This is a genomic window from uncultured Veillonella sp. (genome assembly GCF_900545205.1).
In the GTDB taxonomy this organism is placed as follows: domain Bacteria; phylum Bacillota; class Negativicutes; order Veillonellales; family Veillonellaceae; genus Veillonella.
This window is the reverse complement of sequence record NZ_UQYC01000030.1, coordinates 1-21808: the sequence shown is the minus strand read 5'-3', so window position 1 is coordinate 21808 and position 21808 is coordinate 1. Positions and strand designations below refer to the sequence as shown.

Annotated in this window: 24 protein-coding genes, 5 tRNA genes and 1 riboswitch; of the genes, 27 read left to right on the top strand and 2 right to left on the bottom strand. The window is 36.4% G+C overall.

The genetic code is table 11. The annotated features are described in order from the left end of the window. The first annotated feature begins 15 nt into the window (after positions 1–15). The 8 genes from QZR70_RS04575 (at position 16) to QZR70_RS04540 (ending at position 3116) form a co-directional block, all read left to right on the top strand. Positions 16–1503 carry a TrkH family potassium uptake protein gene (locus QZR70_RS04575; RefSeq protein ID WP_295793411.1) on the top strand — a complete coding sequence of 496 codons (1488 nt, stop codon included), beginning with the start codon at positions 16–18 and terminating at the stop codon, positions 1501–1503. Between the two features lie 12 nt (positions 1504–1515). Next, entirely contained in the window at positions 1516–2112 is a 597-nt protein-coding gene (locus tag QZR70_RS04570) for an MBL fold metallo-hydrolase (RefSeq protein WP_295793409.1), read from the top strand. Between the two features lie 50 nt (positions 2113–2162). Further along, positions 2163–2238 (top strand) — tRNA-Asp (locus QZR70_RS04565). A 5-nt stretch (positions 2239–2243) separates the two neighbouring features. Then, positions 2244–2319, top strand: a tRNA-Phe gene (locus tag QZR70_RS04560). 7 nt (positions 2320–2326) lie between these two features. After that, positions 2327–2401, top strand: a tRNA-Gly gene (locus QZR70_RS04555). 9 nt (positions 2402–2410) lie between these two features. Next, a tRNA-Cys gene (locus tag QZR70_RS04550) sits at positions 2411–2485 on the top strand. A 14-nt stretch (positions 2486–2499) separates the two neighbouring features. Then, positions 2500–2588: transfer RNA gene (locus QZR70_RS04545), tRNA-Leu, on the top strand. Positions 2589–2660: 72 nt separating this feature from the next. Continuing rightward, the gene (locus QZR70_RS04540) at positions 2661–3116 is read left to right on the top strand and encodes a DUF523 domain-containing protein (protein ID WP_295793407.1); all 456 of its coding nucleotides are present in this window, start codon (positions 2661–2663) and stop codon (positions 3114–3116) included. 122 nt (positions 3117–3238) lie between these two features. On the opposite strand, the gene QZR70_RS04535 is transcribed toward QZR70_RS04540, so the two are convergent. Beyond that, positions 3239–5071: a phosphoethanolamine transferase gene (locus QZR70_RS04535; protein ID WP_295793404.1), complete on the bottom strand. Its 1833-nt coding sequence runs from the start codon at positions 5069–5071 to the stop codon at positions 3239–3241. 165 nt (positions 5072–5236) lie between these two features. Between QZR70_RS04535 and QZR70_RS04530 the strand changes: the two genes are divergently transcribed. The 13 genes from QZR70_RS04530 (at position 5237) to QZR70_RS04470 (ending at position 16293) form a co-directional block, all read left to right on the top strand. Then, positions 5237–5962 carry a ScpA family protein gene (locus QZR70_RS04530; RefSeq protein WP_295793403.1) on the top strand — a complete coding sequence of 242 codons (726 nt, stop codon included), beginning with the start codon at positions 5237–5239 and terminating at the stop codon, positions 5960–5962. Positions 5963–5974: 12 nt separating this feature from the next. Further along, positions 5975–6484: an SMC-Scp complex subunit ScpB gene (scpB, locus tag QZR70_RS04525; protein ID WP_295793401.1), complete on the top strand. Its 510-nt coding sequence runs from the start codon at positions 5975–5977 to the stop codon at positions 6482–6484. Position 6485: 1 nt separating this feature from the next. Continuing rightward, complete coding sequence (locus QZR70_RS04520; protein WP_005386768.1) at positions 6486–7214, top strand: pseudouridine synthase; 729 nt, start codon at positions 6486–6488, stop codon at positions 7212–7214. Continuing rightward, a complete protein-coding gene (locus QZR70_RS04515; protein ID WP_295793400.1) occupies positions 7211–8458 on the top strand; it encodes an NAD(P)/FAD-dependent oxidoreductase in 1248 nt (415 codons plus the stop codon). The genes QZR70_RS04520 and QZR70_RS04515 overlap by 4 nt, the downstream gene beginning before the upstream one ends. Positions 8459–8466: 8 nt before the next feature. Continuing rightward, positions 8467–9141 (top strand): (d)CMP kinase, encoded by a 675-nt coding sequence (gene cmk / locus QZR70_RS04510; RefSeq protein ID WP_295793398.1) that lies wholly within the window; start codon positions 8467–8469, stop codon positions 9139–9141. Between the two features lies 1 nt (position 9142). Then, positions 9143–9763: a 1-acyl-sn-glycerol-3-phosphate acyltransferase gene (locus QZR70_RS04505; RefSeq protein WP_295793396.1), complete on the top strand. Its 621-nt coding sequence runs from the start codon at positions 9143–9145 to the stop codon at positions 9761–9763. Continuing rightward, entirely contained in the window at positions 9754–11652 is a 1899-nt protein-coding gene (locus tag QZR70_RS04500; RefSeq protein WP_295793395.1) for a bifunctional 4-hydroxy-3-methylbut-2-enyl diphosphate reductase/30S ribosomal protein S1, read from the top strand. The genes QZR70_RS04505 and QZR70_RS04500 overlap by 10 nt, the downstream gene beginning before the upstream one ends. A gap of 114 nt (positions 11653–11766) precedes the next feature. Further along, on the top strand, positions 11767–13101 hold the full coding sequence (gene der / locus QZR70_RS04495) for a ribosome biogenesis GTPase Der (protein WP_005386761.1): 1335 nt from the start codon (positions 11767–11769) through the stop codon (positions 13099–13101). Next, the gene (gene plsY, locus QZR70_RS04490; protein WP_295793393.1) at positions 13101–13697 is read left to right on the top strand and encodes a glycerol-3-phosphate 1-O-acyltransferase PlsY; all 597 of its coding nucleotides are present in this window, start codon (positions 13101–13103) and stop codon (positions 13695–13697) included. The genes der and plsY overlap by 1 nt, the downstream gene beginning before the upstream one ends. A 3-nt stretch (positions 13698–13700) precedes the next feature. Next, the gene (locus QZR70_RS04485; RefSeq protein ID WP_295793391.1) at positions 13701–14699 is read left to right on the top strand and encodes an NAD(P)H-dependent glycerol-3-phosphate dehydrogenase; all 999 of its coding nucleotides are present in this window, start codon (positions 13701–13703) and stop codon (positions 14697–14699) included. A gap of 67 nt (positions 14700–14766) precedes the next feature. After that, positions 14767–15318: a 16S rRNA (guanine(966)-N(2))-methyltransferase RsmD gene (rsmD, locus tag QZR70_RS04480; RefSeq protein ID WP_295780848.1), complete on the top strand. Its 552-nt coding sequence runs from the start codon at positions 14767–14769 to the stop codon at positions 15316–15318. A gap of 4 nt (positions 15319–15322) precedes the next feature. Then, positions 15323–15814: a pantetheine-phosphate adenylyltransferase gene (coaD, locus tag QZR70_RS04475; protein WP_005386757.1), complete on the top strand. Its 492-nt coding sequence runs from the start codon at positions 15323–15325 to the stop codon at positions 15812–15814. An 11-nt stretch (positions 15815–15825) separates the two neighbouring features. Further along, positions 15826–16293: a hypothetical protein gene (locus QZR70_RS04470; RefSeq protein ID WP_005386756.1), complete on the top strand. Its 468-nt coding sequence runs from the start codon at positions 15826–15828 to the stop codon at positions 16291–16293. Positions 16294–16335: 42 nt separating this feature from the next. Here QZR70_RS04470 and QZR70_RS04465 read toward each other — a convergent pair whose 3' ends face one another. Continuing rightward, positions 16336–18051 (bottom strand): NFACT family protein, encoded by a 1716-nt coding sequence (locus QZR70_RS04465; RefSeq protein WP_295793389.1) that lies wholly within the window; start codon positions 18049–18051, stop codon positions 16336–16338. A 127-nt stretch (positions 18052–18178) separates the two neighbouring features. On the opposite strand from QZR70_RS04465, the gene QZR70_RS04460 reads away from it, so the two are divergent. From QZR70_RS04460 to QZR70_RS04435, 6 genes are all read left to right on the top strand, one after another. After that, entirely contained in the window at positions 18179–19060 is an 882-nt protein-coding gene (locus QZR70_RS04460; RefSeq protein ID WP_295793387.1) for a YicC/YloC family endoribonuclease, read from the top strand. A gap of 14 nt (positions 19061–19074) precedes the next feature. Continuing rightward, positions 19075–19344, top strand: coding sequence for an extracellular matrix/biofilm regulator RemA (gene remA / locus QZR70_RS04455; RefSeq protein WP_005386753.1), 270 nt, complete (start codon positions 19075–19077; stop codon positions 19342–19344). Between the two features lie 8 nt (positions 19345–19352). Then, positions 19353–19982, top strand: coding sequence for a guanylate kinase (gene gmk, locus QZR70_RS04450; RefSeq protein WP_105089134.1), 630 nt, complete (start codon positions 19353–19355; stop codon positions 19980–19982). Between the two features lie 4 nt (positions 19983–19986). Next, positions 19987–20202, top strand: a complete 216-nt coding sequence (rpoZ, locus tag QZR70_RS04445) for a DNA-directed RNA polymerase subunit omega (RefSeq protein ID WP_004695660.1) — start codon at positions 19987–19989, stop codon at positions 20200–20202. 54 nt (positions 20203–20256) lie between these two features. Next, positions 20257–21450 carry a bifunctional phosphopantothenoylcysteine decarboxylase/phosphopantothenate--cysteine ligase CoaBC gene (gene coaBC / locus QZR70_RS04440; protein WP_295793386.1) on the top strand — a complete coding sequence of 398 codons (1194 nt, stop codon included), beginning with the start codon at positions 20257–20259 and terminating at the stop codon, positions 21448–21450. Positions 21451–21551: 101 nt separating this feature from the next. Then, a riboswitch (SAM riboswitch) is annotated at positions 21552–21652 on the top strand. Between the two features lie 49 nt (positions 21653–21701). Further along, a partial coding sequence (locus tag QZR70_RS04435) for an S-adenosylmethionine synthetase N-terminal domain-containing protein (RefSeq protein WP_295793414.1) occupies positions 21702–21808 on the top strand: 107 nt, incomplete at its 3' end.

Below are 21808 nucleotides of genomic sequence, written 5' to 3'. Positions count from 1 at the left end.
TAGTTTGGAGGGACTATGCGCATTCAAATTGTCATGTCCTTAGTGGGGCGGCTATTATATATATTTGGGATTTTTACATTGATACCCTTTATATATGGTGTCGTATTTGAAACTGCATATTGGTCATTTTTGATTACCACCGGTATTTCATTCGGCTTAGGTGGACTTTTATCTTATTATGGCAAAGAAAGTCAAAGCTTTAGTCTTCGCGATGGGTATTTAGTAGTATCAGCTACATGGATATTAACCGTTATCTTAGGCTCCTTACCATTTCTTGGTAGTGGTATTTTAGTCAATGTGTTTGATGCGCTGTTTGAAGCTACATCTGGGATTACTGCAACTGGTGCTACTATTATTAATAGTGTAGATGATTTACCGAATACATTTGTATTATGGCGTGGACTTATGCACTGGATTGGTGGGATGGGGATTATCGTCCTTATTTTATCCTTCTTGAAAAATCTTGGTGCTGACGCAGCTCATATGTTTAATGCAGAAGCTTCGGTACCAAAACCAGGTGTAGTTATGCCTCGTATTCAATCAATGGCTACAAAACTTTGGCGGTTATATATTGTGTTCACTGGAGTTTGTTTCCTCATGCTATGGGCGGGTGGAATCGAACCATTTGATGCACTTAATTATGCATTTTCTATTATATCTACAGGTGGTTTTACACCTACATCAGCTGGTACGTTTGTTTATGAGCAGAATAACTATATTTGCTTTGTATTTATATTCTTTATGATATTAGCAGGCGGAAATTTTTCTGTATACTATAATGCTCTTCATAAAGGGATTCGTATTTTAATTGATGATTTTGAAACACGCATGTATTGGCTTGTAATTCTAATAGGCATTATAATTATTGGATTATCATTAGCCTTACAATCTACTATAAATGATCCAATACAAATTATTAGGGATGCGTCCTTCAATCTTGTATCGATTCAAACTGGTAGTGGATTTGCTGTTAGCGATTATGATTTATGGCCTGCTGCAGCTCAGATGATGCTCTTTATTTCATCATTTTTTGGTGGTTGTAGTGGTTCTACCACAGGGGGCGTTAAAATTATACGTCTCATTATTTTAATTAAAAGTAGTATCATTTATCTGCGTAAATCGATTCATCCAGATATGGTTCAAGTTGTACGCATCAATGGTAAACCAATGCCTACCAAGTGGATTCAAATGACACAACAATTTTTATTTTTATACTTAATGATTTATGTTGTTTCTGTCTTTTTGATGACTTGCACTGGTTTATCCACATATGATTCTATGCAAGTGATAACAGCATTCTTAAGTAATGTTGGCCTTGGTTTTGGTGGATTCGGTCCCACTGATTCCTTTGGTGCTATGCCTGACTCAGCAAAATGTATAGCTATTGTTGATATGATATTGGGGCGTTTAGAATTATTTACCATTCTTGTTATGCTTCATCCTCAATTCTGGGAAGGGTATTTTATAAAAAAACAATCTTCCAAGCGGTATCGTATTTTATAGGGGGCGAATAATATGAATATTATAAAACGCCCTCTAGGGCTTTATAAAGCGAATTGCTACGTACTTGTTAAAGAGGGTAAATCTTTAATAATTGATCCTGGATTTCATAGTAAGCATATCATTGAAATGGTAGGGGATTCTGAACCAATAGCAGTTCTATTAACACATGGTCATTGTGACCATGTGTCAGCTCTTGATGAGGTATGTGAGCATTATAATATTCCTGCTTATTTACATCCTTTAGATCAAGAATTGTTACAATTAATTCGTCGCAGACCAAGTGTTTACAAGAAGAAAATGTATACTAATTGTAACGATTTAGTAATAGGTAAACTACAATTAGGACCCTTTGAAGTTATTGTCCATCACACACCTGGGCATAGTGCTGGTTCTGTTTGTTTTGAAATTGAAGGACATCTATTTTCAGGGGATACTGTATTCAAACAAAATGTAGGGAATACTGACAATTATAATAGTAATCCAGAAGATTTGATTAATAGTTTGAAGTATATATTAACTTTGTCTAAGGATTTAATAATCGACCCAGGACATAAAGAATCCACAACATTAAAAGATGAAGAAGAATTCATCAAAAATATTGTAGGATAGTGTTGACAAAAGTCCTGATAACCGATATACTAAGCAAGTACTTTGGATACGGCCCCGTGGTGTAGCGGTTAACATGTCGCCCTGTCACGGCGAAGATCGTCAGTTCAAATCTGATCGGGGTCGCCATTCATGCCTCGGTAGCTCAGTTGGTAGAGCAACGGACTGAAAATCCGTGTGTCGACAGTTCGATTCTGTCCTGAGGCACCATGTACATGCGGGAATAGCTCAGCGGTAGAGCACCGCCTTGCCAAGGCGGGGGTCGCGAGTTCGAATCTCGTTTCCCGCTCCAACTTTATATGGCGGCATAGCCAAGCGGTAAGGCAGAGGTCTGCAAAACCTTTATTCCCCAGTTCGATTCTGGGTGCCGCCTCCACAAACGTTACCCATGCCGGGGTGGCGGAACAGGCAGACGCAACGGACTTAAAATCCGTCGGTTGGAAACAACCGTACCGGTTCGATTCCGGTCCTCGGCACCAATTAAGACTAACTTCGGTTAGTCTTTTTTTCTTATGTAAATTAAGTTTTAATACTACATATTAAATAATACTATGAATACGAAACCTAAATTGCTAATTAGTGAATGTCTATGCGGCGTATCATGTCGTTATGATGGAAAAGATAATTATATAGCGAAATTACCATTGTTAAAAGAAATGTTTGATTTAGTACCTGTATGTCCAGAAGTATTAGGTGGACTTAGTACACCGCGTGATCCTGCAGAACGACAAGGAGAACGTATATGTACAGCTAATGGGACTGATGTAACTAAAGAATTCCTTATAGGCGCTCAGAATACATTAGATATAGCTTTTCAAAATGAGTGTAATCGGGCTCTAATGAAAGCAAAAAGCCCTAGTTGCGGCTATAAGCGCATTTATGATGGTACCTTTAGTAAAACCCTACGGGATGGTCATGGATGCACTGTAGAGGCTCTATTAAAGAATAATATTGAAGTGTATACAGAAGATGATATTGATTTATTAATAGAACAAAAAAAGAGATGAGTTTTAACTCATCTCTTTTTTGTTTTTTCTTTACTATAACCTTAACTGGCTATCATTACATAATTATATGCTTTACTGATAACAGATTAATATGATTAACTCAGTTCAAGAAATAGTCTAGATTATTTACCTGCATTTACAGGATCGTTAGTTAATGGTTGTTCCCCCAGTAAGGTAGTAAGGTTATGTAAATTAAATCGATACTTACCATTACTGAAGTCTCGTGTTGCATCATAGCGTTGGTTAGGTGCATGCATGAGACCGATTAATGTGTCATATAGTAAATCATTTGTAAAGTATTGATGTTCATGCTTAGTAAGTTCCTCTGCAGTTTGAGGATACGCTGCACGATATTGAGGGGATAAATAAATCCAGAATGGAATGTGAGTCATAACAAAGTCAAATGTATCTGGGTTATGAGATTTATCTAAACTTTCACCGTGGTCAGAGAAATAGACCATAGCTTGTAAGTTTAATTTTTCCTTACCATACGTATAGATTTGTTGTAATAACCAATCAGTATAAAGTTGGCTATTAGCATATGCTTCTTGGCCATCTGGATACGGGCCTTGTTTCCATTTACTAAACTCATGAGGGTAACGGTCATTGTAATAAATATGACTACCCATGATATGAATAACGATAAAGTTATTTTTCGTTGGATCTACAGATTGTAATAAAGGCAATAAAGATTCATCATAGCGGTCAGAGAATGCATATGATTCGTGAGACCATTTTGTAGTATCTGCCGTTTTGGCCATTAGAGAAATGGCTGTATCGTATTCACCAAATACACCTTGGTTACTAAACCAAGAAGTAGTATAACCAGCCTTTTTAGCTACGTCTAAGATGTTTGCTGAATCAAGGAATGGTTTATCATCATATTGATTGCGTTCGGATAGAGCGCGTTCTAGAGTTGGTACTGTTTGTACATAGGATGAGTATGCGTTATCAAAGAACACAAAATCTTTGTTATTAGAGCGCATATTACCTTGCCATGGTGTATCGTCATAAGGGAAGTTTGGATTATAAACCTTCATATAATCACGAGAACTAGACTCACCAATTACCAATATGATCGTACCAGGTGTTTTGTTAGCAGAGGTTTCCTTTGTATCTAAATTAAAGGAATCGAAAACTAAATGATGGTTATCATTATATTGTTGCATCTGTTTTACATAATCGCCAGCTGCAATCCAGTTTGCTACAATACATGTTTTAGGGAATAAGAAGAATGGTACATATACTAAGAATGCGACAATAGACGCAATGAGCAATGTAGAGCGCATAGGTCGTGTAGTATTTAAGTTTACTACGGCTTTCATTCCTAGATTAGACCAGTAAAGTAGATACGTCCAAGCTACTAGACCTATACCAACAGCGATAAGACCAGGAATACCGGCTGCATTTTTTAAGAAACCAAAGGCTTCTTCAGGGTTTGTCATATATACTGCTAGTAAGCTTGCTGGCGTTAAACAATGCCAGGTAGTTAAGTAGTATCCAATTTGTAAGAATGGAATAAGACTTAATATCATGGTAATGATTGCCATGATTAATGATGTGGTTTTATGAAGACGATTCGTCTGGTTTAGTAAGAATTGAATTCCAGATAAGCCCATAAAAATGAGTAGGCCAAATAAGAAGTCATTAGCGAATTCATAGAAATATAAAGGCTTAACATAAGACCAGTGGAAAAGGAGTGGGAATGTAAGAGCCCAAAGAATACCGACTAAACCATATCCTAAAAATGGTCTATGAAAAACGGTACAACCCATAAAGTATTGAAATAAAAAAGTACCTACGATTGTTGGTACTGCTAAAATCGTTATATCTTCAACATCTAGTCCTAATGTAATAGGTTCATAGATGAAAAATAGAGCTATATATAAAACAATACCAATGATACCAAAGCGGAAAATGGGGTTTCTCCCAATTTGCTTTAAACTAGATGACATAATAAATCCCCTCTTAAAGGAATACACAATAAAATTTTTTATAATATATAATAATTACTATAATAAAGATAGCAGATGACTGTAAAAAAAACAATTATTTGAAAGTACTACTATAAATGCTTTATAATTATATAGTTAAAGTATATTTTCTAAGGATTGGGGTTTATGGGAGATTATAATTATAAGTTAGATGTTTTTGAAGGTCCTTTAGACCTGCTTTTACATCTCATTGAAAAACATAAAATAGAAATCACCGATATTCCTATCGTTGAAATTACGAGTCAATACTTGGAATATTTAGATAATTGGAATCACTTTGATATTCATTATAGTAGTGAGTTTCTTGTAATGGCATCTACCTTATTGCAGATTAAATCGCGTATGTTACTGCCTAAAGCTGAACCTGAACCAGATGAAGCTGAGGATCCACGTGATGAATTAGTAGCAAAATTAGTAGAGTTTAAGAAAATCAAGGATTTTACAGCGCTATTAATGGAGCGTACAGCTATTTCTGCCAATATATTTAGTAGACCTGAAGAAACAAGCGTACTTGGATTAGATAATGTATATAATTTAGAGCTTTCCCAATTATACGAGATTTTTTATCAAACCTTAAAGCGAGCTAAGGAATTACCTGAAGAAGAACCTATTCGTGAAGTAAAGGTTGAAAAAGACAGTTATAGCTTAGAAGATATGATTCTGTCTTTATCTAGTCGTATACGTCGTGGTGAAAGTTTACATTTTAGAGAGTTATTAGCAGCAATTGAAACAAAAAGTGGTATGGTAACGATCTTTATGGCTGTTTTAGAATTGTTGAAACAACAAATCATGGAAATGCGCTATGAAGAGGATGATATTGTATTCACTGCAGCCTTAGAAGGTACCGTATAGAAAGGGGGCTATATGAGCTTACCAACAATGCATTTAGAGGCCGTATTGTTTTCATCGGCAAAGCCTATATCAATAGATATGCTTGGAGAAGTATTTGGACTTTCAACAGAGGAAGTACAGGACTATATAGAAACATTACAACGTGATCTTGAAGACCAAAATCGAGGTATTCGACTACGAGTATCAGGGGCTGGTGTTGAGTTAGTTAGCGCTATGGAAAGCGCTGATTATGTAGGTCATATACGTAAGCGAGAAGATAAATTATCTAATGCAGCGATGGAAACATTAGCTGTTATAGCCTATAAACAACCTATAACTAAAGCTGAAATTGAAGAAATCCGCGGTGTAAATAGCGATAAGATTATTAAACAATTACTCACTCGATCTCTTATTGCTGAGCTAGGTCATAAAGACACTGTAGGAAGACCTATTCTTTATGGCACAACTGACGAGTTTTTAAGAAGTGCTGGTGTAGAATCTATTGAAGCTTTACATCAAGAAGTTTCGGAAACAGAAGGATAATATGGAACGATTACAAAAATTTATTGCTAGTTGTGGTGTTGCATCACGACGTAAGGCAGAAGAATTAATTACAGAGGGGAAAGTTCAGGTTAATGGCCGCAAGGTAACTGAGCTGGGCGTTAAAATTGACCCTCAAAAAGATAAGGTTAAGGTTAATGGTCAATTATTGGCGCAAGAAAAGCCTGTATATTATTTATTAAATAAGCCGAAGGGCGTCATTACATCTGTATCTGACCCTCAAGGTCGAGAAACTGTTTTAGATTATATTAAAAATGAATCTAAACGCATTTATCCTATTGGTCGTCTCGATTTATATACGGAAGGTTTATTATTACTTACCAATGATGGTGAGTTAGCACAAAACTTAACACATCCATCTAAAGGTGTAGAAAAAACCTATGAAGTGCGCATTAAAGGTCGCGTTCGTGATGAAGATTTACAAGTCATTGCCAATGGCGTTAAACTTGAAGACGGAATGACAGCACCTGCTACAATTGTAGACTTAGGTTTTGACGATCATAACGGTGTTCATGAAGTAGAGATTACAATTCATGAAGGTCGTAATCGCCAAGTTCGTCGTATGTTTGAACACTTTGGGTATCGCATTCATAACTTAAAACGTATTGCTTATGCAGGTCTCACATTGGGCGGTGTAAAACGTGGTGCTTCTCGTCAACTTACTATTAGAGAGGTTAAAGCACTTAAAGCGTTGGGGACTGATAAGAAATGAAACAAATCATAGTCATTGGTGGTGGTGCGGCAGGTCTTATGGCGGCAGTTATAGCAGGTCGTGAAGGTGCTCGTGTCATATTACTTGAAAAAATGAATATGGTTGGTAAGAAGATGGGGATTACCGGTAAAGGTCGATGTAATATTACAAATAATGCAGATATGACCGAGTTCATTAAAAATACACCAGGTAATGGCAAGTTCCTCTACGGTGCTTATGAACGCTTTAGTAATGAAGACTTGCTTGATCTATTACATAGTTGGGGTTTGAAAACTAAGGTAGAACGTGGTGGTCGCGTATTCCCTGAATCTGATTCCGCTCTAGAAGTACGCAATACATTCATGAAAATCTTGAAAAAGTATAATGTTCAAGTTCATTTAAATGAACCTGTTACATCTATTACTGTAAAAGATGATCGAGTAGTGGGTGTTACAACAGATAAAGAACAATATGCTTGTGATGCTGCTATCATCTGTACTGGGGGTGCTTCTTATCCGTTAACAGGTTCGACTGGTGATGGATATACTTTAGCTAAGAAAATAGGGCATACCATTACGGATATTAGACCATCGTTGGTGCCAATTGTAACTGAGGAATCATGGGTGAAGGATATTATGGGGCTTAGCCTTCGTAATGTTGAGGTATCCGTTATTTCTAAAAATAAGGTACAGGCCAAGCAATTCGGGGAAATGATGTTCACCCATTTCGGCCTTACAGGTCCTACCATCTTGTCGTTAAGTCATACGGTAGGCAAATTATTGCGTAAGAAAAATCCTCAAATTACTATTGAAATAAATCTTAAGCCTGCATTAACTGCAGAAGTATTAGATAAGCGATTACAAAAAGATTTTGATTTATATTCTAAGAAACAATTGGCTAATGGAATGAAGGATTTACTGCCGGTAAATCTTATTCCTATTATTATAAAGCTTGCTGAATTAGATCCAAGTAAACCAATTAATCAAATCACAAAAGAAGAACGTTTGCGCTTATGTCATGTGTTACAGCATATGACATTAACTGTTAAGGAGTTACGTCCGGTGGCAGAAGCCATTGTTACAGCAGGGGGAATCTCGTTAAAAGAATTTAGTCCAAAAACCATGGAGTCTAAATTGGTAAAAGGCTTATATGGTGCTGGTGAGGTTCTGGATATTGATGCCTTTACGGGCGGCTATAATTTACAAGCTGCGTTTTCTACTGGTTATGTAGCGGCTATGCATGCTGTACATGGTGATGAAGAATAGAGGTTATTATGAATACTAAAAAAATTGCCATTGCTATTGATGGTCCTGCAGGGGCTGGTAAAAGTAGTATTTCAAAGGTAGTGGCTAATGAATTAGGTTATTTATATATTGATACAGGTGCTATGTATCGAGGCGTTACATGGGCTGTCCTTGATAGTCATGTAGATGTTAACAATCAAAAGGAGGTTGAGGCTTTACTCCCTTCATTAGATTTAACACTAGAGCCTACGGCAAGTGCTTGTAAAGTGTATGTAAAAGGTCAGGATGTAACTGATTTAATTCGACAACAACAAATCAATGAAAATGTATCAACCATTGCTTCTTATAAAGGGGTACGTGAATACTTAGTTGAACGTCAACAAGCAATGGCAGCTATTGGTGGTGTTATTTTAGATGGTCGTGATATAGGTTCTGTTGTATTACCGAATGCAGAATTGAAAATATATTTAACTGCTTCTGTAGATGCACGAGCTAAGCGTAGATGGCTTGAAGTTCAAGGTACTTCTAATGAACAACCATTAGAAGACATTAAAAAGAACGTAGAAAGTCGCGATGAAATGGATAAAAATCGTGATGAATCTCCACTTGTATGTGTTGAGGATGCCATTGTTGTGGATTCTAGTAATATGACTTTTGATGAAACAGTGGAACATATATTGCATCTAGTACAGGAGCGAATCTAAGATGAATAAATTTTCTACATGGCTTTGGCGTACTGCCTTTTGGTTGAGTTATAAAGTCGGATATGGATTAAAGGTATACGGTCGTGATAATTTCCCTATGGAAGGTCCCGTTATTGTTGTACCAAATCATTTGAGTAATAATGATCCACCTATTTGTGGGTATGCATTACCAAGACATGTGCACTTTATGGCAAAGCAGGAGTTATTTGTAAATCCTATTTCTCGATTTTTCTGTACTTGGCTTGGTGCGTTTCCTCTAAACCGTGGAGCTATTGATAAGGTGGCTATTCGTCATGCATTAGGTTTATTGAAAGATAATAAGGTGCTAGGGATTTTTGCCGAGGGGAATCGACAAAAGAGTGGAAAACTTGGTAGATTCCATGACGGAGCCGCATCCATTGCGTTGCGTACAGGTATTGGCATTACACCAGTTGCCATTATTGGATCTCATAATATGAAGAAAAATCAAGTCGCATGTATTATTGGTAAACAAGTTCCTGTAAGTAAAGCAAAGCCTACACCGGAAGCAATAAAAGAAGTTAATGATCGTGTGAAAGGTGAAATCCAACGCATGATAGATTCTTATCATGAAAATCGTATAGAGGAGACTTTATGGAAATAATTTTGGCTGAAAACCACGGCTTTTGCTATGGCGTAAAACGAGCTGTTGAAATGGCTGATGAAGCTGCCAATAGCGAAGGTAAAAGTTATACATTAGGACCTATCATTCACAATCCTCAAGTTGTAGGGCGCTTAGAAAATAAAGGTGTAAGCCCCATTCAAGAGGTCGCTGATATCGATGAAGGAACTATGATTATTAGATCTCATGGGGTAGGTCCTGCTATTTATGCTGAAGCCGAAGAAAAGGGCTTACATATTTTAGATGCTACATGTCCTCATGTAAAAAAAGCACAACAAGATGCTAAGTCTGTCATTGAAGATGGTATGACATTGGTGATTTTAGGCGAAAAAAACCATCCTGAGGTCAAAAGTATCAATTTATGGGCAAATAACAAAGGAATAATCATCGAAGATGAAGAATCCGCCGAAAAACTACAAATTGTGGAAAAAATGGGCGTTGTTGTACAAACAACCTTTTCACAATTCAAATTTAACAGTATAATAGAGATATTAGAGAAAAAATCTAAGAATCTTAAGATTTTCAAAACGATATGCAATGCAACGCAAGAACGACAGAACTCTGCCGTTGACTTAGCACGTAATGTAGATCTTATGATAGTGATAGGCGGTAAGAACAGCGGCAATACAAACCGATTGGCAGAGGTTTGTCGTGACGTTGGATGTACAACATATCACATTGAAACTTCTACTGAATTACAACTGGAATGGTTTAACCGAGTACAGACGGTAGGAGTTACAGCAGGAGCATCGACTCCCGACTGGATTATTAAGGAGGTCATTGAGACAATGAAAGATTTTGCAGAATTATTAGCAGCAGAAGGTCAAGAAGAATTTAAGAAAGGGAACGTTGTAGAAGGTACAGTAGTTCAAGTTGAAGATGAACGCGCATATGTATCTTTTGGCTACAAAACTGAAGCCATTTTGAACAGAACTGAAATTTCTTATCCAGCACCAGAATCTGCCAAAGATGTGTTGAAAAATGGTGATGAAATTAAAGCAGTTATCATGAACCACATCAAAGAAGATAATCCTATTTATCTTTCCATGACTCGCTTGGCTAAAGATGAAGATTGGCAATATGTTATCGAAGCACAAGAAAAAGATGAAGCTATCGTATGTAAAGGTATTGATGCTATCCCAGCAGGTTTAGTAGTAACAGTTAAATCCCTTCGTGGTTTCATTCCATTGTCCCAAGGTGATGTTCATTTCGTGAAATCCTTGGACAACTTGGTTGGTACAGAATTCGAAGCTAAAGTACTTGAAATCGACGAAAAGAAAAACCGTTTGGTTCTTTCCCGTCGTGCAGTATTGGAAGTAGAACGTCAAGCTAAATTAGCTGAAGCATTGAAAAACATCAACGTTGGCGAAAACTATAAAGGTATCGTTCGTAAAATCATGCCTTATGGTGCTTTCGTAGATATCGGGGGTATTGAAGGTTTACTTCACATTTCCGACATTTCTTGGCAAAAAATCAAAAAAGTGGAAGATGTTCTTTCCGTTGGTCAAGAAATCGAAGTTAAATTACAATCCTTCGACGCTGAAAGCAACAAATTATCCTTGTCCTTAAAAGCTTTATCTAAGAGCCCATGGGACGTAGCTGAAGAAACATTGCACGTTGGCGATGTTATCAACGGTAAAGTTGTTCGTTTGGTAGCTTACGGTGCATTCGTAGCTGTTAACGACGACATCCAAGGTTTACTTCACATTTCTCAAATTACAAAACAACGTAATGCGAAAGTTGAAGATTACTTAAACCGCGGTCAAGAAGTTGAAGTTAAAATCATTTCTCTTAACAAAGATGAAAAGAAATTGGGCTTGGCTTTAACTGAATTGATGGAAGCAAAAGAAACTGCAGAAGACGCTGAATAATTCATTGTCTAATATAAAGGCTAACCAAGGTTTCCTTGGTTAGCCTTTTTGCGTACTATACGTAGAATATGATAAAATATAGTAATATATTAGATTAGATAATGAGGTGAAACCATGGCAAAACCATTAGTGGCCGTTGTAGGTCGTCCAAATGTAGGGAAATCTACACTTTTTAATGCCATTGTTAATAAACGGATCTCTATCGTTGAAGATATCCCTGGTGTAACACGGGATCGTATTTACTTTGACGCAGAGTGGTTAAATCGTGAATTTACAATGATCGATACTGGCGGTATTGAATTTATTACAGATAATAGTCATGTTATTCCTAAGATGATGCGATTACAAGCTGAATTGGCTATTGAAGAGGCAGATGTAATTTTATTTGTTGTAGATGGCAAACAAGGTATTGTACCTGCTGATGAAGAGGTTGCTAATATCTTACGAGCTAGCGGTAAACCTGTAGTATTAGTTGTTAATAAAATCGACAGTGTTAATCAGGAACCTAATATTTATGAATTCTACAATCTTGGCTTAGGTGATCCTATCGGTATTTCCGCCAAAAATCTAATGAATTTAGGTGACTTACTAGATGATACGGTTAAACATTTCCCTCCAGTTGGGACAAATGTTGATGACGAAGATACTATTCATGTCGCAGTTATTGGTCGTCCTAATGTAGGCAAATCTTCTTTAACTAATGCTTTATTGGGTCAAGACCGTGTAATTGTATCAGATGTAGCGGGCACAACACGTGACTCTATCGATACATATTGGACTCATGGCGATCAAAAGTTTGTTCTTATCGATACAGCAGGCATGCGTCGTAAGTCTAAAATCGAAGAAGCTGTTGAACGATATAGTATTGTTCGTTCCTTGCGCTCTGTAGACCGTTCAGATATCGTCGTTCTTGTTCTTGATGCTCAAGATGGAGTTACAGAACAAGATAAGAAAATTGCTGGTTATGCTTATGAAGCCGGCAAGGGTGTAATTATTGTTGTTAATAAATGGGATCTTATTGAAAAAGATGACAAAACAACATTGCGCTTTACTGAAGATATTTATGATGAATTAGGTTTCTTGCAATTTGCTCCAATTCTATTTGCTTCTGCACTTACAAAACAACGTATACACCGTTTAGCAGATATGCTTAAGTTTGTATCTGAACAACAATATCGTCGCGTGTCTACAGGTACATTGAATCAATTATTACAAGATGCTCAAACAGTAAATCCTGTACCTTCTCGTAATGGTAGAATTCCAAAAATTTACTATATGACGCAAGCTAGTGTTAAACCACCTACATTTATTTTGTTTGTTAATGAACCAGAATTAATTCACTTCTCATATATGCGTTTCTTAGAAAATAGATTACGAGAGTCCTTCGGTTTTGAAGGAACACCAATTCGTTTAGTATTGCGTGGTAAGAAACGGGATGATGAAGACTAATGGATATTATGATTGTTGTATATGCCGTGTTGGCATACGTTATTGGTTCAATTCCTAGTGGTCTGATTATTGGTAAGACCTTCTTTAATACGGATGTACGTCAATACGGTTCTAAAAATATTGGTGCTACTAATACGTATCGTGTTATAGGTCTCAAAGCTGCATTACCAGTATTTCTCTGTGATGCTTTAAAAGGGGCAGCTGGGGTTGGATTGTTATCCTCTTATGGACCTATGTATATGATCTTAGGTGGTATCCTAGCTATGATGGGTCATAACTGGTCTATTTTCTTAGGCTTTAAAGGTGGTCGTGGGGTAGCTACAGGACTAGGAGTTCTAATTGCTTTATCACCATTAGTGGCTTTGATTGCCTTTTTGGTATGGGGCGTAATAGTCTATTTTACTAAACTCGTATCACTAGGATCTATTATAGCGGCAGCTTTAGTACCAATTTTGATGTATTTTACAGGAGAATCTTATTGGTTCGTAGGCTTTGGCGCTTTAGCAGCTTTATTTGTTATTGTTCGACATTGGGATAATATTAAACGTTTACTTGCAGGTAATGAGTTAAAAGTAGAACGTATCAAAAAGGATTAATCTATGAATGTTGTTGTTGTCGGCTCTGGTAGCTGGGGTACTGCTCTTGCTATTAAATCCGTATTAGCTGGAAATACTACAACTTTATATTGTCGACGCCCAGAATTTGCTACACAATTAGCAGAAGATTTAGAGAATAAAGAGTACTTACCAGGGGTAACATTACCAAAGGAATTACTATATAGCTCAGATCTTGCTACTTGTATCAAAGCGGCTGATATCGTTTTAATGGTTACACCGTCTGTACATGTACGCACTAGCTTAGAGTCTCTTAAACCATATGCGCATAAAGAACAATCCTATATACTTTGCTCAAAAGGTGTAGAACGTACTACTGGCAAGTTATTGACTACAGTTATGCGAGAGGTACTAGGTCCTGTAGGATGTCATCTTGCAGTTTTATCTGGTCCAAATCATGCTGAAGAAATTGGTCGTGATTTGCCTGCTGCCTCTGTATTGAGTACAGAAAATCTTGAAGTGGCCACTATGTTACAGAAAACATTATGTAGTCAAAACTTTAGGATTTATGCAAATACCGATATTACTGGTGTTGAATTAGCTGGGGCTACGAAGAATATTATTGCTCTTGCCGCAGGGATCGTTGACGGCTTGAAGTTAGGTGATAATTGTAAAGCCTTACTCTTAACACGTGGTTTACATGAGATGACTCGTTTTGGTGTAGCCTTGGGCGCACAAAAGGAAACCTATGCTGGTCTTGCTGGTATGGGGGATTTGATTGCCACTTGTATGAGTCCTCATGGTCGTAATAGAGCCGCTGGTCAACAATTAGCAGATGGAAAAACAATGGACTATATCATTAATCATACGAATATGGTTGTAGAAGGCTTCTTTGCTACGGACATTGTTTATAAAATGGCTTGTGAACATCATATTGAAATGCCTATAACTAAGGCTTTATATGAAGTTTTATATGAAGAAAAATCTCCAGCTTTGGCATTAGCTGAATTGATGGGACGAGATATTAAAATTGAAGTATCATAAATAAAAGATACTTTTAATTTGGTTATTTATATACTATAATTAATGAGTATAATCTTGTGAGGGTTGTATGCGAATTATTGGCGGAACTGCAAAGGGACATACTATAAAAGCACCTAAAGGGGTAGATACTAGACCTACACTTGATCGAGTTCGTGAAAGTGTGTTTAATGTATTATCTAATAGAGGTATATTTGGTACTCATGTATTAGATATATTTTCTGGTACAGGTGCAGTAGCTATTGAAGCCTTAAGTCGTGGTGCAGCACATGCAGTAGCGGTAGACTTTAAAACAGGAAAATTGATTTTAGAGAATGCAAAACACTGTCATGTGGAAGATCGGTTAGAAATCATTCCGAGGAAACTTTCACAATTAAAAAACTATATAATGGGACAACAGTTCGATTATATTTTTTCTGATCCACCATATGAAAATGGATTTATACAAGACACCATAGATTTGGTTGTGACCTATGATTTATTAAAGCCTGACGGTGTTTTACTATTAGAACACCATAAGGACGAGGCATTTACCTTGCCTGAATCATGGGAATGTATAAAAGAACAGAAATTTGGTTATACGATGGTTTCCTATTTTGTAAACACAGCTGAAAGGAGCTAAACCTGTGCGTATAGGTGTGTGTCCGGGTAGTTTTGACCCAGTTACAAATGGACATGTTGATATTTTTGAACGCGGCAGTCGATTAGTTGATAAATTAATCATTGCTGTTAGCTCTAATCCGAATAAAAATTCCTTGTTTACCATGGAAGAACGGGTTGAGATGATTCGAAATTCTGTCAAACATATTCCTAATGTTGAGATTGATTGTACAGGCGGTTTGCTTAACGAATATGTTAAATCTAAGAATGCTACTATAATCATTCGTGGTTTGCGCGCGTTAAGCGACTTTGAATATGAATTTCAACGTGCTTTGTTTGCAAAATATTTGGATGATGATATTGAAACTGTATTTATTATGACTAATAATAAATACTCTTTCGTCAGCTCCACAGGTATTCGTGAACTTGCAAAATTTGGCGGTAAGCTAGATGGGTTAGTTCCGGATGATGTTAAGGAAAAACTTGAAGAACGCTTTAATACGGTCCATAATAAATAGGGGTGAATTGTATGAAAACAGAAAAATTATTAGAAGATTTAGAGGTTCTTATTGAATCTAGCAGCCGTATTCCTATGACTACTAAACGTATGGTTGAGGAAGACGAAATTATGCGTATTATTGATTCTATTCAAGAGTCCTTACCATTGGAACTTGAAGAGTCTCGTCGTATTGTAGCTGATAAAGATAAAGTATTAGCTGATGCTCAACGTCAAGCTGAAACTTTAATTGATCAAGCAAAAGATTACATTGCTAAATTAACTGCTGAAAGCGAACTTGTTAAACAAGCGCAAGAACAAGCCAATCAAATTATCAATGCAGCTAACCAATCCTCTGAAGAATTGAAATCTAGCTCTATTCAATATGCTGGTGATGTTCTTAAATATGTGGAAAACAACTTAGAGAAAACATTGGAAAGCTTACGTCAAAATCGTGAAAGTTTGAAACAAACTGAACAACGTACAGAAGAAAACCAATAATATAAATAAAAAAGAAGCGAAGGATTTCCTTCGCTTCTTTTTTTATTCAGTATAATTATCAGGTTTTTTAGGCTCTACAATCATTGTTTGATGAGTATTAAAAATAACAAATCCAAGAGGAGACCCAGGTGGTTTTTTGATATTTTTAATATATGTGTAGTCTACAGGTACCTTACTAGTTTCACGAGCCTTACTAAAATATGCTGCATATTGAGCAACCTTAGATAAAATCATATCATCAGGTTCTGCATTAAGTCTTAATATGAGGTGGGAACCTTGAATATCTTGTGTATGGAACCAAATATCGGTTGGTTTTGCAAATCGATGAGTTAAATATTCGTTTTGTTGATTGTTTCGACCTATAAATATTTCGCCTTCATCAATGGTTAAATGAATGTAATTGGATTTCCCTAGCTTATATGATAGTGGCTTTTTGGATTTCTTTATAATGCCCGCATCCATACATTCTTTTCGAATTTCTTCTAAGCTTTCACGGGTAGTGGCTAATGAAATACTATATAAAATCGATTTGAGATATTCAAGTTTTGTAGTACTTGCATTCAGTTGATATTCACCGCTGACCATACGATTTTTTAATTTTGTATAGAGCTTATAATACCATTGACCGTTTTCTACAATCGTAAGATTTGGCTTTAGAGGGATTGTTAATAACTCTCCATCTTCAGAAAGAAGATTTGGTAATTGAATAGAAGGTTCATACTGTACTTGTAAGTGAGCATTGATCATTAAGATATCACCATACAGTTTATAGGTATCCATTTTATTAGTATCATCTAATTCATCTTTGATCTTTTGATGACGTATTTCTTCTTTTTTGATGGCTGCTGTTAAAATCTTTTCTAGTTCCTTATCAGCAGTGTGAATAGATTTTGTATTGTGAATCGATTCTTCTAGAGCTTCAGAAATCGTACTGTATTCTTTTAGTACCTTGTAATTGTGTAACGTAAAGGTGGCGTGAGCTTTTTTATTATTATCATTGATTAAAGTAAGCAAGCCATGGCTGTCTTGAAGTTTTGATTTTAGCTCATATAATGATTTAGCCAATGTATCTATTTGATCTGGACTTAAATCAGTTATAGATTCATCACCATTTAGATTGGAAGTCCATAATACTTCATCTAATAAAGGTTTACCGAAACCGTTAAAGATAGCCCGTATAGATTGTTGTACATTACCATTACCAAAGGATGTGAGTAGATTTTTTATTTCTTCATAATCGAAGTCCATTAAACTTACTCGATTAGCATTTGGTGGTAATTCATAGTCAAGCTTAGGGCTAATAGACCGTTCACGATTCATTAAAGGGGATACGTGAATTAAAGATTCTAAAATGACTCCATCTTGTACAAAAATACAGTTTGAATATTTGCCCATTAATTCTACATAGATAAATGTACTTGTAATAGACCCATCCATTTCAAGCTTATCCGTTTGGATGCACATGATTCGGTCACCATTAATTTGTTCCACCTTTACAATGCGGCTACCTTCAATATGTTTGCGAAGAAACATACATAGTGAACTTGGTTCTTTTGGTAAATCCTGTAGCGGTTTGCTAAGATACATTGCAGGGGTTGCACCAACGGTAACAATCAAGTTTTGATCTTCGTTAAGGGCTCGAATTTTAAATAGTAATGTAGTTTTATCTATTTGATATAATTTTTGTATTTGACCTGTTTGTAAACGCTCGTTTAATTCTTTAGCGAGAACAGACATGGTAAGTCCGTCTAAATTCATAGTACTCCTTTCAATTTTATTTAGAAGTATAGTTTAGTATAACATAATGTACATATAATTCTTAGTATTTAAACACGGAATGTATAATTCGTGGTACAATAATAAAAACTGCTAAGGAGGATATCACATGAAAAGTATGACCGGTTTTGGTTCTGGCACGGCAACCAAAGATGGCATTACCTGCACGGTAGAAATAAAGTCCGTAAATGCGCGATTTCTTGATTTATTTATACGTAGTCCAAAGCAAATAAACCCTTTTGAAACCATTATTCGCGGATTAGTACAAGATCGAATTATCCGCGGTAAGGTCGAAGTATCTGTTTCTATTCAGGATGCGGGAGAGAGACCTAAGACCTTTACAATAAATAGTGTGTTGAGAAAGCAGATACAAGAATTACTTGTTCAAGAAGAGTTTTATGATGACCCTAAAAAGGTTCCTTTGCAAGCGGTCAACTCTATTTCTAATGAATGGATTCAACAACAAGATACACCGATTGCAGAAGATGTGCTTTCAGAAATAGTAAAAGAATCTACAACTCAAGCATTAGATGCTCTAATAGCAATGCGTACGGTAGAAGGTAAACATATTGAACAAGATTTATTATCACGTATCTCTACCTTAGAAAATGTCATCAAACATATTGATGAGAATAAGGCGGGAGCCGTAGAAGCGTATCGCGAGCATATAAAAGGTAAAATTCAAGAGTACTTAGTTTCTTTGGAAGCGAGTATAAGTGAAGATCGTTTTTTGCAGGAAATAGCTTTACTGGCTGATAAGACTGATATTACGGAAGAGATTGTCCGATTCACCTCACATGTGGTACAATTAAAAAACACACTTGTAGATGAGAATTCCATCGGTCGTAAGGTGGATTTTATTTTGCAAGAAATGAATCGTGAAGTGAATACAATTGGTTCCAAAGCTATGGATTCAAGTATTACAGAGTTTGTGGTTCAACTTAAATGTGAGTTAGAAAAAATTAGAGAACAAGTACAGAATGTAGAGTAATAGGAGGTCTATGAATGAGTATTCAATTACTGAATATAGGCTTTGGTAATATGGTATCTGCTAACCGTGTTATGGCTATCATTAGTCCTGAATCTGCACCAATTAAACGTATGGTTCAAGATGCACGTGATAAGGGCCTACTCATTGATGCTACATATGGTCGTAAGACTCGTGCTGTATTAGTTATGGATAGTGGTCAAATTGTATTATCTGCAATTCAACCAGAAACCGTAGCACATCGACTTGTGCAATATGATGTAGACGAAGATACAGTAGAATCATAGGAGTACATATGTCAGACAGAGGATTATTAATCGTTATATCCGGGCCATCTGGCGCAGGTAAAGGTACGATTTGTGCGAATATTCGAAAAGAAATGCCTAATCTAGTTTATTCCGTTTCTATGACAACACGGGCACCACGTGTTGGTGAAGTGGAAGGGGTCAATTATTTCTTTCGCTCAAAAGAAGAGTTTGAATCTCTATTAAGTGAAGATGCATTTTTAGAATATGCAAAAGTATATGATAATTACTACGGTACACCGAAGCAACATGTAATGGATTTATTAGATGAAGGTAAAAGTGTACTGTTAGAAATTGATATTCAAGGTGCTATGCAAGTAAAAGAACGTTTTAGTGATGCTGTATTTATTTATATAGTGCCACCGTCTTTAACTGAGTTATCTGAACGATTACATAATCGTGGTACTGATGCAAAAGAGGTTATTGATAAGAGATTGTCACTAGCTTGTTCTGAATTGGCATTAGCACATCGTTATGACTATATCGTTGTAAATGATGATTTAGCAGATGCATCTGAAAGAGTAGCGTCAATTTTGCGTGCAGAAGCTTGCAAGATTAGTCGTAATAAAGAACAAATACAATATATTTATAAACAGTATCAAGAGTCTAAGGAGAAGTGATAGTATGATGGTAAAACCTCCATTGAAAAAATTGGAAAGTCAAGTTGATAGCAAATATACTTTGGTAACATTAGCAGCTAAACGCGCTCGTGAATTAACAGATGGTGAACCATGCTTAGCTGAATCTACACATGCTACTGACAAGCCTGTATCCTTGGCATTCTATGAAATTGCCGAAGGTGAAGTGACTTATAAACGCACTAAAGAAGGCATTAAATAAGATTAATCAATTCCTTGTATCCTTGATACAAGGAATTTTTAAAAGGAGAAGAACATGCGCGGAAAACATATCATTGTCGCTGTATCTGCAGGTATTGCAGCGTATAAGGCAATTGAAGTAGTAAGCCGACTTCGTAAAAAGGGTGCTGAAGTAAAGGTTGTTATGACTGAAAACGCCACTCATATAGCTTCACCACTTACATTTGGTGAAATTAGTGGACATCCTGTAGCTATCGACATGTTTGAACAAGTACACCAATGGGATGTGGAGCATATTGCACTAGCAACATGGGCAGATGCATATGTGGTTGTACCTGCTACAGCAAATGTGATTGGCAAAATCTATGCCGGTATTGCAGATGATATGCTAACGACAACAATAATGGCTACTACGGCGCCAAAATATCTTTGTCCTGCTATGAATACCGAAATGTATAATAATCCTATTACGCAACGAAATTTAGAGGGATTACAGGCTTTGGGGTACCATATTATGGAACCGGCTGAAGGTTGGCTTGCTTGTGGTGTTACAGGTGTAGGGCGTCTACCAGAGCCTGAAGCCATTGTAGAATGGCTTGAATCGCAGATGTGCAAATCTAATGAACTTGAAGGTACCACAGTACTTGTTACAGCTGGTGGTACGCAAGAAAACATCGATCCTGTTCGTTATATTGGGAATCGTTCTAGCGGCAAAATGGGGTACGCCATTGCTGAACAAGCAGCCCGGATGGGGGCTAATGTTATTTTAGTTAGTGCTCCTACATCTTTAGCTGTACCAAGTGGCGTAGATTTTGTTCCTGTTGATTCCGCCTTGTCTATGCAACATGCTATTGAATCTCGATACGATAAGGTAGATGTAGTTGTTATGGCCGCTGCAGTATCTGACTTTAGAGTCCTTCATAAAGCAGAGCAAAAAATCAAAAAAATGGAGTCCATGACATTAGAACTTGTTAAGAATCCAGATATCCTACAAGGTTTAGGTGCTAAAAAGAAACATCAAATTCTTGTAGGGTTTGCAGCAGAAACAGAACATGTAATCGAGTATGGTCAAGATAAGGTAGCTAGAAAAAATCTAGATATGCTTGTAGCCAATGATGTAAGTAAGTCTAATGCTGGTTTTAATGTAGATACAAATGAAGGCTACTTCTTATATCCTAATAAAGATCCAAAAGAAATGCCTAATATGAAAAAATCTGAGTTAGCTCATAACATTATGAAAGAAGTTGTGGAATTAGTAAAAAATAAATAACACCATACATGAGAGAATCTTATGTTTGTAGTTTGTAATTGATAGAAAGATATGTAATAATGACTTGCTTTATCAATGTAAATACACTATAATATTTCTGTAACTCATCAAGAGTAGTGGAGGGATAGGCCCTATGAAGCTACAGCAACCATTCCAAGAGGAAAAGGTGCTAATTCCTATGACAAATGTCGTTAGATGGGAGGGTCTCTCATGAGTGCATGAGAGACTTTTTTTCGTATTAGGAGGATAAAATGGCTGAAAAACATATGTTTTTTACTTCTGAATCTGTTACTGAAGGCCATCCAGATAAAATAGCTGACCAAATTTCTGATGCTGTTTTGGATGCGATTATTGAAAA

What these genes read in the sequence shown, in the direction of transcription:
- plsY (WP_295793393.1), top strand. Translation starts at nt 13,101, where the DNA reads ATGGATATTATGATTGTTGTATATGCCGTGTTGGCATACGTTATTGGT.
- scpB (WP_295793401.1), top strand. Translation starts at nt 5,975, where the DNA reads ATGAGCTTACCAACAATGCATTTAGAGGCCGTATTGTTTTCATCGGCA.
- QZR70_RS04460 (WP_295793387.1), top strand. Translation starts at nt 18,179, where the DNA reads ATGAAAAGTATGACCGGTTTTGGTTCTGGCACGGCAACCAAAGATGGC.
- QZR70_RS04575 (WP_295793411.1), top strand. Translation starts at nt 16, where the DNA reads ATGCGCATTCAAATTGTCATGTCCTTAGTGGGGCGGCTATTATATATA.
- gmk (WP_105089134.1), top strand. Translation starts at nt 19,353, where the DNA reads ATGTCAGACAGAGGATTATTAATCGTTATATCCGGGCCATCTGGCGCA.
- QZR70_RS04500 (WP_295793395.1), top strand. Translation starts at nt 9,754, where the DNA reads ATGGAAATAATTTTGGCTGAAAACCACGGCTTTTGCTATGGCGTAAAA.
- QZR70_RS04570 (WP_295793409.1), top strand. Translation starts at nt 1,516, where the DNA reads ATGAATATTATAAAACGCCCTCTAGGGCTTTATAAAGCGAATTGCTAC.
- QZR70_RS04540 (WP_295793407.1), top strand. Translation starts at nt 2,661, where the DNA reads ATGAATACGAAACCTAAATTGCTAATTAGTGAATGTCTATGCGGCGTA.
- QZR70_RS04535 (WP_295793404.1), bottom strand. Translation starts at nt 5,071, where the DNA reads ATGTCATCTAGTTTAAAGCAAATTGGGAGAAACCCCATTTTCCGCTTT.
- QZR70_RS04470 (WP_005386756.1), top strand. Translation starts at nt 15,826, where the DNA reads ATGAAAACAGAAAAATTATTAGAAGATTTAGAGGTTCTTATTGAATCT.
- der (WP_005386761.1), top strand. Translation starts at nt 11,767, where the DNA reads ATGGCAAAACCATTAGTGGCCGTTGTAGGTCGTCCAAATGTAGGGAAA.
- coaBC (WP_295793386.1), top strand. Translation starts at nt 20,257, where the DNA reads ATGCGCGGAAAACATATCATTGTCGCTGTATCTGCAGGTATTGCAGCG.
- QZR70_RS04485 (WP_295793391.1), top strand. Translation starts at nt 13,701, where the DNA reads ATGAATGTTGTTGTTGTCGGCTCTGGTAGCTGGGGTACTGCTCTTGCT.
- QZR70_RS04515 (WP_295793400.1), top strand. Translation starts at nt 7,211, where the DNA reads ATGAAACAAATCATAGTCATTGGTGGTGGTGCGGCAGGTCTTATGGCG.
- QZR70_RS04520 (WP_005386768.1), top strand. Translation starts at nt 6,486, where the DNA reads ATGGAACGATTACAAAAATTTATTGCTAGTTGTGGTGTTGCATCACGA.
- QZR70_RS04505 (WP_295793396.1), top strand. Translation starts at nt 9,143, where the DNA reads ATGAATAAATTTTCTACATGGCTTTGGCGTACTGCCTTTTGGTTGAGT.
- rsmD (WP_295780848.1), top strand. Translation starts at nt 14,767, where the DNA reads ATGCGAATTATTGGCGGAACTGCAAAGGGACATACTATAAAAGCACCT.
- cmk (WP_295793398.1), top strand. Translation starts at nt 8,467, where the DNA reads ATGAATACTAAAAAAATTGCCATTGCTATTGATGGTCCTGCAGGGGCT.
- remA (WP_005386753.1), top strand. Translation starts at nt 19,075, where the DNA reads ATGAGTATTCAATTACTGAATATAGGCTTTGGTAATATGGTATCTGCT.
- rpoZ (WP_004695660.1), top strand. Translation starts at nt 19,987, where the DNA reads ATGATGGTAAAACCTCCATTGAAAAAATTGGAAAGTCAAGTTGATAGC.
- QZR70_RS04530 (WP_295793403.1), top strand. Translation starts at nt 5,237, where the DNA reads ATGGGAGATTATAATTATAAGTTAGATGTTTTTGAAGGTCCTTTAGAC.
- QZR70_RS04465 (WP_295793389.1), bottom strand. Translation starts at nt 18,051, where the DNA reads ATGAATTTAGACGGACTTACCATGTCTGTTCTCGCTAAAGAATTAAAC.